Genomic DNA, 12,403 nt, shown 5'->3' with positions numbered 1-12,403 from the left:
ATACGAACGCAAGGCCGAACACTTCCTGGCCTTCACCGCCATCGCCTGCAGCCTCATCTGCTACCGCAGACTCACCAAATGAGACGACGTCTAAGACGGGCGTGAACCGGCGCCGGGCGCCGACGATCGACTGGGTCGGCCCACCGGAGCAGAACCGCTGCCGCCACCGCGCTCGAAGCGCGCCCTGGCCGCCAGTAGACCTGCGGCGTAGAGGATCAGGACAGCGGTGAGCAGCAGGTAGTACACGGGCGACAGGGCGGTCAGGCCGAGCATCGGGCCCAGCGGTGAGGGGGGAAGCGCCAGGCCGATGACGGCAAGGGCCAGTGCCGCCGAGGCGACCGGGCCCGGTCGGCGGAACTCGGCCGTACGGCGGCCGGCGCGCAGCAGCACCATCACCAGGGCCTGCGTGATCAGGTTCTCCGTGAACCACCCGGAGTGGAACACCGCCTCGTCGACCCCTGTCCCCTGCCCGTGCATCGCGAGGGCGAGGACACCGAAGGTGGCCAGGTCGGCGACGGCGTTGAGCACACCGAAGCCGGTGATGAAGCCCAGCAGCTCCCTCGGGTCCAGCACGGTCGGCCGGCGCAGGGCGGCGGGGGCGGGCCGGTCGTGGGCGAACGTGAGCTGGGCGGCGTCGAAGCACAGGTTCTGGAGCAGGACCTGGGCCGGGAGCATTGGCAGGAAGGGCAGCAGCAGACCGGCGGAGAGCATGGCGAGGACGTTGCCGAGGTTGGACGAGAGCGTGGTGCGCAGGTAGGTGACGATGTTGCCGCCCGCGTGTCGGCCCGCGGCGACGGCGTGCGCGATCGCGGTGAGGTCCTTCTCGGCGAGCACCACGTCCGCGGCTTCCCGGGCGACGTCGGCGGCATTGCGGGGGGCGATGCCGACGTCGGCGGCGCGCAGCGCGGGCAGGTCGTTGACCCCGTCGCCGAGGAAGCCGACGGTGTGTCCGGCGGTGCGCACGGCCGCGATGATCCGAGCCTTGTGTTCCGGGGTGCAGCGCGCGAAGACGGTCGTACGGGCGGCGACCGCGGCGAGTTCGGCGTCCATGAGGAGGTCGATGACGTCGGCGGTGAGCACGGCGTCATGGGTCACGATGATTCCCAGATCGAGGCAAGCGCGGACCGCCGTTCCCGGATGGTCCCCCGTGAGGATCTTGACGGTGACACCCCGGTCGGTGAGGACCTTCAGGGCGTCGGCGGCGGTGGGCGCGAGCGCGTCCCGCAGGGTGATCAGGCCCCGCAAGGTCAGCCCATGTGCATCGGTCAGCGTGTAGCCGCGACGCAGGGAGGATCGCTCCGCGGTGGCGACCGCCAGGACGCGCACCCCGCCGTCGGCCTGCCGAGCGGCGAGGGCGCGCAGCCGTTCCCGCTCGTCGTCCGGGACGGCGCAGCGGTCCAGTACGGCCTCGACATCTCCCTTGACGACCAGGGTGTGCATGCCGAGGCGGCCGGGGGTGCGCACGACCGCCACGGAGACTCGGTGGTCCGGGGCGAAGGGCACGGCCGCGACCCCGTCGTACGCCGTGAGCGTGTCCTCGTCGACGGCGTCCAGAATCGCCTCGTCGAGGGCGTCGGGTTCGGGCAGGTCGGCGAGCTGAAGGGTCCACCAGGCGTTGACGGCGGCCCAGTGCAGGACCTCGGGGGCGTCCAGCCCGTCCGGGCCGAGGGCGCGGTCGGCGACGGGCCGGTCTTGGGTGAGGGTGCCGGTCTTGTCCAGGCACAGCACGTCGACGGCGCCGACGTCGTGCAGGGCCGGCAGGCGCTTGACGATCACGCCGTGCGTGCGGGCCAGCAGCGAGGCCCCACGGGCGAGGCAGAGGGTGACGAGGACCGGCAGCATCTCCGGGGTCAGCCCGACCGCGACCGCCACGGCGAACGGCAGTGTCTCCAGGCCGCGGTCGCGCAGCGCCGCGTTCGCCATCAGCACCAGCGGCGGGGTGAGCAGCATGAACCGGATCAGGATCCAGGAGATGCCATGGACCGAACGGTCGAAGGCGCTCGCCTCCGGCCGGCCGGCCCTGCGCTCGTGCGCCGCCGCGAACCGGGTGTGCGCGCCGGTCGCGGTGACGACCGCGGTGGCACTGCCGGAGGCCACGCTGCTGCCCTGGAAACAGAGCTGCGGCTGCTGGAACAGCCCGCCGCAGGCCGAGCGAGGCAGGTCGTCGGCGGATTTGACGACGGGTGCGGACTCTCCGGTCAGCGCGGCCTGGTGCACGGTCAGGCCGCTCGCCCGCAGCAGGCGTACGTCCGCCGGCACCAGGTCGCCCGGCCCCAGCCGGATCACATCTCCCGGCACCAGCTCGACCACGGGGAGCTCACGGGTCGCCGGAGCTGCCTCCTCGTCGGCCCGCCGGAGCACGGTGGCGGTGGTGGCGACCAGCTCGCGCAGTGCGGCCGTGGACCGGTCGGCCCTGTGCTCCCCAGAGGCCCGCAGGACGCAGCTCACCACGACGAGCAGCAGGATCACCGAGGCGGTGCTCCAGGCGAGGACGGCCGCCGAGACCAGCCCGAGACAGGCCAGCACCGCGGTGAACGGGTCCCGCAGGCTCCTCAGGAACAGCCGTGGCCAGGAGGCCGCGCGCCAGGCGGGCCCAGTGTTCTCCCCCAGCCGGGCCAGCCGCTCCTCGGCCTGTGCCTCGGTCAGCCCGCGCGGCCCGCTGTCCAGCCGCCGCAAGGTCTCCAACACGGTCGGCGCGGACAGATCCGGCGAAGCCCCTCCTCCGGGGGCGCATACGGCCGACGGGCCAGGCGGCTCGGCGTCCTGCCCCGGGGCCGCGGTGGTCTCAGCCACCGGTCCCGCGCAGCTCGCGCACCGGCGCGAGGGCATGCTGCGAACGTGCCGTCAGCTGCCCGACCATCACCCGCACCACGGTGACGACCTCCGGGTCACCGACGTAGTACACCTGCCGTCGGCCCTCGCGGCGGGAGTTCACGAGCCCGGCCAGCTTCAGCTTGGCCAGATGCTGGCTGACGGCGGGCAGCGCTCCGCCGACCCGGTCGGCGAGATGCGTGACGTCACTCTCGCCCTGCGACAGCGCCCACATCAGATGCAGCCGGGCTGCCGAGGCGAGCAGTCCAAAGGCCGCGGCTGCCTGGGTGAGAACCTCGGCGGACGGATCCTCGAAACCACTGACGTTCCCCGTCACAGTCCTCTCCCGTCCAGCCCTCTACACAGCCGACACCCGTGTGCCCACTCAGTGTAGGCGGCCGAATGCCGGACATTCCCGCACCGAGAGGGCAGTGGATCAGTCCTCGTAGTAGTTGTTGACCACCACGTCCGGCTCGTCGTCGTCGAACGCCTCGTTCAGCAGTGCGCCGCCGACGAGACCTGCCGCACCGGCACCGATGAGCGCGCCCGCACCGAACCGGCGGCCACCGCCCTGCGGCTGGTGGTCATAGTGGTCCTGGTACGGCTGTCCGTACCCCTGCTGCGGATAACCCTGCGGTGCCGTCGCCTGCGGATACCCCTGCTGCGGGGGCGCGTAGAACGGCGGCGCCGTGGTCAGCACCCGCTGGGCACAGCCGCCGCACGCCTGCACCGGCCGGGGCACGCCCCACTGCGGGGACCAGGTCACAGTCGTCATGCCCGGACCGTGGTTGGGGTCGAAGAAGCACGACACGGAAGAACTCCCTGAGGATTGCGGGGATCCCGCCAGTGTCGAGGTGGGTGCGGAGACGACGGTCAGCGGCGGTGCCGTGGGCGTCGGCGGCGCGTACGTAGGTGTGCTCACCGGCGGCGGGGTGACCGGGACCGGATCGGCCGGGGCAGTCTCGCGCAGGACGTCCACCCCGTAGTCGGTGGCGATGCCGGCGAGACCGGAGGTGTAGCCCTGGCCGACGGCGCGGAACTTCCACTCCGCGCCGTGCCGGTACAGCTCGCCGAAGACCAACGCGGTCTCCCTCGACAGGCCGCCGGCCGCGAGGTCATAGCGGACCAGTTCAGTGCCGCTGTCCCGGTCGAGGACGCGGATGTGTGCCCGGTGCACCTGCCCGAAGGTCTGGCCGCGGGAAACCCCCTCGTAGAGGGACACCGGGAAGGCGATCGTCTCGACCTGGGCGGAGACCCGCGTGAGGTCGACATGGATCTGCTGGTCGTCCGCGCCCGCGGGCCTGCCACTGCCGGCGTGGCGGACCGAACCATCGGGGCTGGTCAGGTTGTTGAAGAAAACGAAATGCTCCTCGGACAGCACCTTGCCCGACTGGTCGCACAACAGCGCGCTGGCGTCCAGTTCATAGCCGGTGCCCGCCTGCCAGCCCAGCCCGACCGTCACCGCAGTCAGGCCGGGAGCCTGCTTGCTGAGCGACACGTTGCCGCCCTTGGTCAGGGACACACTCATGCACGTCCTCCGCAGCTGCTTCCGCTTCCCGTCGTAATCAACGTGAACCTAAGCCTTCCAGTTCCCGGCTTGCGCAATGTCATGAGCCAGTGACAGCACCACAACGGCTCATCACCAGTCACCACAAGCGCTGGCCGGTCCTCGCATCGATCCATAGGCTTGCGCAAACAAGCAATCCGAAGCACCGGTGTCCGGCGGGCCCCGTCCGACCCGACCCGACTGGAGGACAACGAAGTGGGCATCATCGGCTGGATCATCCTCGGCCTGTTCGCCGGAGGGATCGCCAAGATCCTGCTGCCCGGCCGGGACCCGGGCGGGCTGATCGGCACCACTCTCATCGGAATCGCGGGATCCTTCATCGGCGGCTGGCTCTCCGCCCACTTCCTCCACCGCTCGGTCGAGAAGCACTTCTTCGACCTCTACACATGGGGCGCAGCGATCGCCGGATCCTTGGTGCTGCTCATCGGTTACCGCATCCTTTTCGGCAACTCCCGAGACTGACCCGAGCGCCGAGAGTGCCGGTCACAGATGGCTGGCAATCGCGGGCAGCAGATCCCGGAACGTACGCCCGGCGCCAGGCTCACCGATAGCCTTCAACTGCCAGCCATTTCCATCGGCGGCGTGCTGTACGAACTGCTCACCGGCTGGCCCCTGTTCCGTGGTGCCAGCTCGCTGGCCGTGGTGCAGCAACACGTCGACGGGGTGCCATCGCCGCCCGCCCGACTGCACCCGGGATACCGCAGCAACTCTCCGACTACTGCTCGCCAAGGACCCGGCCCACAGCCGAGCAGGTGGCCTGCTGGCTTGCCGCATACGAACGGACACCGAGTCCGCCCGGTCCGGGCGGCACCACCACCATGCCCGCGCCTTCCATCGCTCCCGCTCTCGGTCCGCGGACCTGTCAACCCGAAGTGCGGCGCACTCCAGTCCGCGCGGCCGCCGCAAACTGGCCGCCCAGGCCACTCTCTGCGGCATGGAGCTGGCCCTTGGTACGTCGATGAATTCCGTCGAGGATGCCCCCCTCCCCGCCGTCTTCTCCCGCCCCGGTAACGACCAGCTCCATACCGGCAGCCCGGGTACCGTCCCCGACAGTGCCTTCCGCCACTCCGGCCGTCACCGCGCCGTCGGACAACCTGGGCAACGAAAGCAAGGACAAGCACGGCGCTGGAAGAGGCAAGGGACGGTACGTCCACGGCTGAGCCGCCCGATACGAACGGCGCACTCGTCCGCAGGGTTGCCCTCAAATGCGCCAGCCACCCAGCCCGGCGTGTCGCTGGGCGTTTTTGGTTACAGCCGCAGGAGCTGCGGTCGAGGTGTCGAGGTCGTCTACTCGCCGGGCAATGACGGACGCATGTCCACCGGACAGCGGCCGCCACTGACAGCATCGCTGGTGTGCACCTGCAATGCCCCTCTCCGTACAACTCCTCGCGGCAAGACATCCGACACGCGGCAGCGCACTGAACGGCACTCCCGCCCCCACAGACCGACGGCGTGCCCAAAGCGTGCCCATAAGGGCGGACAACCACGGTCAACACCGGTGCGAAACCGCCTCCGCGGCACACGCCAGATAGCACATTTACGCAGGTCAGCGCATACAAGCACGTACAAGCGCCTTCGCTTCCCAAGCTGAGGGCGCTGGGCGGTGACCACCCTGGTTGTGCGGCGGGGCTGTCGTCACACTGCCGCGCAATGCCTGGCACTCTGGCGAAGAGGCAGAGCCGGCCGATGAACTCCCGGTAGCTCTCAGGGGCCTCGTAGCCCTTGCTGGGCGGGTCGATCCTCTGCTGCCAAGGGCCGTCGTGAGCCAGGAACTGGGCTGCCCGGCCAGCGTCGAGCAGCAGCGTGCCGAGGCCACTGCCTGGTCGTAGTCGAGGTCGAGGCAGAGCAGGTAGCGGTCGAAGTAAGCGACCAGAAGGTCGGCGTCGGCAGGGGTGGCGAAGATGGCGAGCATGACGCAGTACGCCTGTCCCGCGTAGAATCCTTCGCTGGCGACCAGGAGTTCGCCGAGACGTCCGCGGAACTCCCTTCTGCCAGCAACGGCAATGAGCCAGGCTGCCGTCTTACGCTCGCGCCATCCCCCATCAAGCAGAATGCCCAGTTCACGGAGGCTTATCTGACTGGCGGCCTTGCCCAGCTTCCGCGCGAACGTGACTCGGTCCAATCGACGCAGCAAGTGGGCGGACACGATCGGTTGACCGGCGCTTGACGTCATGCCCGTGTGCGAGCGTCGGGGTCGCGGCCGACGCGCCAAGTGGGATCACGGTGACCACCGCGACGCCATGGATCGGCCTATCCGTCCGGATCACTCGCGATGCGCACGCGCCGGCGACACCTGCGGCCCCCAGGGACCGCTCCCCCGGCCGGGGACCTCATTCCTCAAGCCCTTCGGGAAGCGAGGCCATCACCATGTCCGACACCACTATCAACGACCAGTTGACGAGGCTGTCCCCCGCCGTCATCCACGTCTACACCCAACTCGTCGCCTTCACCGACCCCTGTAGGGTGCCGAAACTCACGTATCGCTGCTGACCAGGAACTTTGCGAGGGTCGACAGTCCTGACAGGCTCGGACTGCATGGCGTTGCGCATGCTCTACCTGATCTTCATTCGGCTCCTCGGACTGATCCTGCTCCTCTCCTGTGCCGACCGGGCGAGGGACGTAGAACTGCTCGCGCTGCGCCATGAGAATGCGGCGCTGCGTCGGCGGCTCGGCGTCCGACCGCGGCTGACCTGGCCGGAGCGTGCGGTCCTCGCCGCTCTCGCTCGGCACCTGCCCGGCAGGCTCCGCCGACACCGCCTGGTGACCCCCGGCACACTGCTGTCCTGGCACCGATTCCTGATCCGCTGGAAGTGGCGGCAGGAACCCGCACGGACCGGGCGGCCGCCGATATCCAAGCAGGTCACCGCTCTGATCCTGCGCCTGGCACGCGAGAACCCGACCTGGGGCTCGACCCGCATCCAGGGCGAACTGCGTCGGCTCGGGTACCGGGTCGGTGCCTCCACCGTCCGCCGTATCCTGCGTTCCGCCGGACTCGGGCCAGCACCCCGACGCGGCCCCAACACCGGGCCTACTGGCGCGAGTTCCTGTGCGCCCAGGCCTCCGGCCTGCTCGCAGCCGACTTCTTCCACGTCGACACCGCGGGCTTGACCAGGCTCTACGCCTTCGCCGTCATGGAGGTCGGCACCCGCACCGTGCACATCCTCGGCGTGACCGCCCACCCAACGGCGGCCTGGGCCACCCAGTTCGCCAGGAACCTCCTGGCCGATCTCGGCGATCGGGTCTCCGGCTTCCGTTACCTGCTGCGCGACCGGGACAGCCGTTACACCCAGGCCTTCGACGCCGTGTTCACCAGCGAGAACATCGAGATTCTCAAGACCGCACCGCAGGCGCCGAGGATGAACGCCCACGTCGAGCGGTTCATCCGCAGCGTCCGCGCCGAGTGCACCGACCGGATCCTGATCTACAACGAGCAACACGGCCGACGCGTCCTCGCCGAGTACGCGGCGCACCACAACACGGGAAGGCCGCACCGGGCACTGGATCTCCGGGCGCCTTGCGACGACCCGACGTCATGCCGTTCCCGGCCCAGCACATCCAGCGCCACGACATCCTCGGCGGACTGATTCGCGAGTACCGCGACACCGCCTAAAAAGATCCCGGCTGCGCAGGCGAACGCCCAGCTCACAAGGCGTACGGCACTATTGGCACCCTACAGGGCTGCTCGGACAGGTCGAGGGCCGCACCGTAGCTGACGTCCTCGCCAACGGCCGAGGGGCCGTTGGCCTCGTTGAACCGGATGACGCGGCCGTCCTGGGTGATGAACTCGTAGACGTGGTGCAGAGTGGTGGTGACCGAGCTGTGCCCGCCGCAACCGCTGGTCCTCGTGTACGACCGCAGACAGCGCGCATGAGCCGTCACGCCCTCGTCTCAGGCCTGGCCGATCTGCATAGCGGCGGAAGCGGGTGTACACCGCCTTCCACGGGCCGGCAGGTCGCGCCAGGCGCCGCACCACCGGCAAGGGCGGCGGTCGGCGCCGACGCGCCAGTGATCCGGAATGGAAAGCCAGGCGACGCCTCCTGCGCAACCGCTAGGACCTCAGCGACGAACAGTTCGCCACCATGTGGAACACGCTCCTGGGCGACGGGGTGATCGAGCAGACGCTGCTGACAGCCTGGATCGCCAAGGAGAACTTGCGCGCAGCCCGTTGATGAGGCCGCCGAGTAGTTGAGTGCGGCGGACGCGGCCCCCCTCCTCGCCCTGGCCCGCACCGGAGCCGATCGCCACGAAATCGGCCACGCCCGCTGGAAGTTCCTCGTCTGGTGCGCGGACTCCGACATCTCCGAAGCCCGCCAGCTCGCCACCACCTCGACCCCTGGTGGCCCGAGATCGCCGCGTTCATCGACACCGGATGCAGCAACGCCAAGAGCGAAGGGAGCAACCGCGTGATCAAGCTCGTCGCCCGCAACGCGTTCGGCTTCCGCAACGCCGACAACCAACGACTACGGACACGCTGTGTCACCACCCGCCGAGCCCGCGGACACCTCCGTACCGCTCAACTTTGAAGACCCAGCAAAGCGGTCCACCGACGAAGTCGGTGGACCGCTTTGCTGGGTCGAACTTAGGGTGCGCTAGGCGGAATGTGGGCCGTTGAGGTTCGCAGGCACCTGTGCCACAGTCAGCACACCCGAGAAGGATTTCTCCAACACAACTCGATCACCAGGGGAGTAGATCCAGAATTCTGGCTTAGATTCCGCAATCTCTGAAAGGTGAGACCGAGTGGAATCGAACTCCATCTCTACGGTCGGAATTGCCAGACTCCCCCAGAAGAAGATAAGGGTACCGGCACTCGGGGCATACTCTTCGAGTATCCGACAGAAGTCGATGGAGTCTGAATCCGCCGAGTAAAGCACGACGTCACGGGTTACCGAGCCCCAAACGATCGCACCGTCGGATCCGCGAGGGAAGGCACGCAGACTTTTACGCTCGTACTCGAGATGCTCTGCCAGATCAAGCAGCTTCACGCCAGAGCGTCCGGCCCAGGCGATCCGTCGTCCGTGTGACTGATCGCCTCGAACTACTCGAACCATGGAGCGCGGCAGTAGATCTGGTCTGGTTCCGTACACCTCTTCGAGCGTCATGAGTTACCGCCAAGTATTTTCTCGAAGTCTGCTTCTGTTCCGTCCCAGGGTACAGCCCACTTCTGTGCAGAATCTCCCTTGCCGATCTCGACGTTGATGTGAGGCCCCTTAACCGGGTCGTAGTCCAGCCTGAATCTTTTGAACACACCGTTCACTCGCGTAGTGAATCCTACAACCTTGCCGTAGGTTGTAGGAGAGGATTCTAGACGGCCGAAGTACGGTTCCCGAGTCGCCGGGTCAACTTCCCCCAGGAGGTCCAGGGCCTTGTTCCGGGCTTGTTCGTAGTTGCCGTAGTTATCCAGGACGATTTCTTTGCATCCATTGTGTACGAGTACTGGCGTCGCCCCGGCCAGAACGTAGTAGGTGTGGAAGTCCTCAATGGTTAGGTTGTACGTGCGTACGCGCTGGTCGAAGGTGAGGTTCGCCTGTAGGCGTACCGTTTTCCCGTCGTTGCTCAGCAGGGTGGAGCCGGGTCGCAGTTCGCGTGCCTGCACCCAGCGGTTCTGCGACGGGCTCCAGAAAGGATGTTCGTAGGTCGCGATCAGTTTCTGCGAGCCGCTCGGTGTGGCGATGGCCAGCTCGTCGAAGTGCTTGTCGCCATCGGTGATGATGACATGGGCGACCCTGTGCGGCTCGGTCTTCCGGGTAAGCGGGTTTGTGGCGACGACCTTGTCGCCTTCCGCGATATCCTCGATCTTCTTCGTCGAGCCACCGGCCATGAGCACTTTAGTGCCGGCAACGAAGCACTGACTGCAGCTCTCTTCCGTTCCGCCCGCTTCCTCTTGCTGGGCCTCGCGCAGGGCTTGCCCGAGGCCGTTGTTGAAGCGGCTGATGCCGTCGGTGATTCCGTAGATTCCCGCGCCCGCTGTCGCGACGCCGAACGCGATGGCCGGTGCGCCCACGAGGCAGCCGACGCCGCTCAGGCAGAGTTCTACGCCCCCGGCGATGTCCTCGGTGCCTTGGCCCACGGCCCCGACACTGGCAAAGGTCTCGATCAGGCCTTTCCAGATGTCTGGGTTTCCGAGGATGGCTTGTCCGTAGTCGCCGATCGTGTTGGCGGTGTCCTTCAGCCAAGCTGGGACCCAGCTGTCATCGTCATCGTGCTGGGCGTGCTTCTCCTGCTCCGCGTACAGCTGTCGCAGCCAGGCCTCTTCCTGGCGCTGCTTTGTGACCGCAGAGTGGTATGCCTCCGTTGCCGCTTGGTTGGCCTCGGTGGCATCTTTGCCTGCCGCCGTGGCGGAGGCGCGGGCTTGCTGGGCGGATGTCCAGGCCGAGTCGGCGGAGCCGCGTGCGGCGGTGGCCGAGTGCTGGGCTTGGGTGGCGGAGGTGACGGCCGCGGCGGCCGCGTTCTCGGCGTCCTGTTGGGCTTGGCGGGCGGTTTTGGCCGAGGCGGCGGCGTCGTTGGCGGACTGTTCGGCCTGTTTGGCGTAGCCGTCGGCCTGGGTGGCGTAGTTCTTGGCGTCGTTGGCGGACTGTGCGGCCTGTTTGGCGTAGCCAGCGGCTTCCTCTGCGGCATGGGCGGCGTTGGCTGCCGCCTTGCTCGCTTCTGCTGCGTTCTTCTGGGCGGTGGCGGCGATGCCCGCGGCCTGTGCGATCAGCTGCTGAATCTGGGCCTCGTGCGTGGCGCCGAGCTGGTCCTGCCGGTGCGCCTTGTACTGGCCGACGGTGATGAAGAGGTGCAGCAGGTTCGAGGGCCCTTCCAGGGCGATGCGGGCCGCGGCCTTCACCTCCGCGCCGTTGCTGCTGTTGCGGGGGTCGGTGAGCTGGGCGGCGCGGACGCGTTCGTCCTGGGTGCGTGCCTGGGCATCGTCGGTGGTGAGGAACTGGCGCAGAGCTTCCGTGGTGTCGGTGTTCAGCGCGGTGCGTCCGGCCTGCTGCTCGATCGGGCCGGCGCCTGCGATGGTCCGGGCGATGTACAGGCGCATGTCCTGCTTCATCGCCTCGTACTGGCCGGTGGCAAGAAACGCGCTCACCGCGGAGTCGTCTCCGTCCAGCGCTCTGGCGGCGGCGGCACGGACATCCGCCGAGCCGGCGGCTTCCGCGAGGTGTTCGACGTCCTGGCGGTCGTCTTGGGACCCGGCCTGCTGGCGACCGGTGCGGATGTAGGCAGTCACGTCCGTGGCCGTGCCGGCCAGGGCCACGAGAGCGGCGGACTGGCTCCAGGCGCGGCCGGCTTTGGCCGTGGCCAGGGCCACCTTGCGGGCTTCCGGGGCGATCTGCGCGGGGTCCGCGCCGGGCTGGGCCGCCTGGTCGGCGAGTTTGGCCGCCTCAGTCTGCAGGTCCTTGGCGTGCTGGGCCGCTGCCTGCTGGGCCGCGGCGCGCTGGTCCTCCTGGGCCTTGAGGTCCTTCGCGCGGTTGATGGCCTCGTTGGTGCGCGCGGTCAGCCGCTCGGTGTCGATGCGGACCGCGAGGTCGTGGACCTTCTGGGCCTTGGCGACGGCCGCGCTGGCGGCGTCGGCGGCCTTCTTGGCTTCCTGGGCGTGCGCGGCGGACTGTTTGGCGGCGGTCGCGGCCTGCCCGGCGTGGGCGGCGGCGTCGTCGGCCGCCTTGGCCGCATTCTCGGCATGGGTGGCCGCGTCGTTGGCGGCGTCGCGTGCCTCGCCGGCGTCGGAGGCGGCCTCGTTCGCCAGGGATTCGGCGGCGTCGGCGGCACGGCTGGCCTCGCGGGCATGCCGGTGCGCGCTGGCCGCGGCGTTCGCGGCTTCGACGGAGTGGGCACCGGCCTCGTCGGCCAGGGTGTTGGCCTGGTCGGCCGCGTTCGCGGCATCGGTGGCGTCACTGCCGGCGCCGCTGGCCGCCTTGGCCGCGTCGGCGGCCTGGGCGGCGGCGGTGTGGGCCGAGTCGGCGGCCGGGGCGGCAGCGCGGGCGCCCGCGGCGGCATCCCGCGCCTGCTGGGCTGCCTTGCGGGCGGCGCCCGCCTGGCCGG

At 68.9% G+C, this 12,403-nt stretch carries 11 protein-coding genes and 1 pseudogene; 5 read left to right on the top strand and 7 right to left on the bottom strand.

What is annotated here, in order from left to right:
* Nucleotides 1-90: 90 nt before the first annotated feature.
* From mgtA to ABT288_RS47000, 3 genes are all read right to left on the bottom strand, one after another.
* Nucleotides 91-2,793 carry a magnesium-translocating P-type ATPase gene (gene mgtA / locus ABT288_RS47010; protein ID WP_351622379.1) on the bottom strand — a complete coding sequence of 901 codons (2,703 nt, stop codon included), beginning with the start codon at nt 2,791-2,793 and terminating at the stop codon, nt 91-93.
* Complete coding sequence (locus tag ABT288_RS47005) at nt 2,786-3,148, bottom strand: ArsR/SmtB family transcription factor (RefSeq protein WP_351622376.1); 363 nt, start codon at nt 3,146-3,148, stop codon at nt 2,786-2,788. Before ABT288_RS47005 ends, mgtA begins: the two co-directional genes overlap by 8 nt.
* 99 nt (nt 3,149-3,247) lie before the next feature.
* Nucleotides 3,248-4,339, bottom strand: coding sequence for a TerD family protein (locus tag ABT288_RS47000; protein ID WP_351622373.1), 1,092 nt, complete (start codon nt 4,337-4,339; stop codon nt 3,248-3,250).
* Between the two features lie 234 nt (nt 4,340-4,573).
* Between ABT288_RS47000 and ABT288_RS46995 the strand changes: the two genes are divergently transcribed.
* A complete protein-coding gene (locus ABT288_RS46995; RefSeq protein ID WP_069779704.1) occupies nt 4,574-4,840 on the top strand; it encodes a GlsB/YeaQ/YmgE family stress response membrane protein in 267 nt (88 codons plus the stop codon).
* 21 nt (nt 4,841-4,861) lie between these two features.
* On the opposite strand, the pseudogene ABT288_RS46990 reads toward ABT288_RS46995, so the two are convergent.
* Nucleotides 4,862-4,951, bottom strand: a pseudogene (locus tag ABT288_RS46990) (TerD family protein); the annotation flags it as partial.
* Nucleotides 4,952-5,924: 973 nt separating this feature from the next.
* Nucleotides 5,925-6,551 (bottom strand): DUF6000 family protein, encoded by a 627-nt coding sequence (locus tag ABT288_RS46985; protein ID WP_351622371.1) that lies wholly within the window; start codon nt 6,549-6,551, stop codon nt 5,925-5,927.
* A 194-nt stretch (nt 6,552-6,745) separates the two neighbouring features.
* On the opposite strand from ABT288_RS46985, the gene ABT288_RS46980 reads away from it, so the two are divergent.
* Genes ABT288_RS46980 through ABT288_RS46970 form a run of 3 tightly spaced genes read left to right on the top strand, consistent with a single transcriptional unit; the run spans nt 6,746 to nt 7,962 of the window.
* A complete protein-coding gene (locus ABT288_RS46980; RefSeq protein WP_351622368.1) occupies nt 6,746-6,868 on the top strand; it encodes a hypothetical protein in 123 nt (40 codons plus the stop codon).
* Between the two features lie 45 nt (nt 6,869-6,913).
* Nucleotides 6,914-7,486, top strand: coding sequence for a helix-turn-helix domain-containing protein (locus ABT288_RS46975; protein WP_351622365.1), 573 nt, complete (start codon nt 6,914-6,916; stop codon nt 7,484-7,486).
* Nucleotides 7,483-7,962 (top strand): integrase core domain-containing protein, encoded by a 480-nt coding sequence (locus ABT288_RS46970; RefSeq protein ID WP_351622362.1) that lies wholly within the window; start codon nt 7,483-7,485, stop codon nt 7,960-7,962. The genes ABT288_RS46975 and ABT288_RS46970 overlap by 4 nt, the downstream gene beginning before the upstream one ends.
* A gap of 58 nt (nt 7,963-8,020) precedes the next feature.
* Here the strand turns inward: ABT288_RS46970 and ABT288_RS46965 are convergent, their stop codons facing one another.
* Nucleotides 8,021-8,257, bottom strand: coding sequence for a hypothetical protein (locus ABT288_RS46965; RefSeq protein WP_351622360.1), 237 nt, complete (start codon nt 8,255-8,257; stop codon nt 8,021-8,023).
* 401 nt (nt 8,258-8,658) lie between these two features.
* On the opposite strand from ABT288_RS46965, the gene ABT288_RS46960 reads away from it, so the two are divergent.
* Nucleotides 8,659-8,901, top strand: coding sequence for a transposase (locus ABT288_RS46960; protein ID WP_351622359.1), 243 nt, complete (start codon nt 8,659-8,661; stop codon nt 8,899-8,901).
* Nucleotides 8,902-9,473: 572 nt separating this feature from the next.
* On the opposite strand, the gene ABT288_RS46955 is transcribed toward ABT288_RS46960, so the two are convergent.
* The coding region (locus tag ABT288_RS46955; protein WP_351622357.1) for a polymorphic toxin-type HINT domain-containing protein at nt 9,474-12,403 on the bottom strand (2,930 nt) is incomplete at its 5' end.

It is taken from the genome of Streptomyces sp. NPDC001093 (genome assembly GCF_040298985.1).
Classification (GTDB): domain Bacteria; phylum Actinomycetota; class Actinomycetes; order Streptomycetales; family Streptomycetaceae; genus Streptomyces.
This window is presented reverse-complemented; position numbering and strand designations above follow the sequence as displayed.

Excerpts from the sequence above, each read along its gene's own strand:
- ABT288_RS47000 (WP_351622373.1), bottom strand. The coding sequence starts at position 4,339 with ATGAGTGTGTCCCTGACCAAGGGCGGCAACGTGTCGCTCAGCAAGCAG.
- ABT288_RS46985 (WP_351622371.1), bottom strand. The coding sequence starts at position 6,551 with ATGACGTCAAGCGCCGGTCAACCGATCGTGTCCGCCCACTTGCTGCGT.
- ABT288_RS46980 (WP_351622368.1), top strand. The coding sequence starts at position 6,746 with ATGTCCGACACCACTATCAACGACCAGTTGACGAGGCTGTCCCCCGCC.
- ABT288_RS46975 (WP_351622365.1), top strand. The coding sequence starts at position 6,914 with ATGGCGTTGCGCATGCTCTACCTGATCTTCATTCGGCTCCTCGGACTG.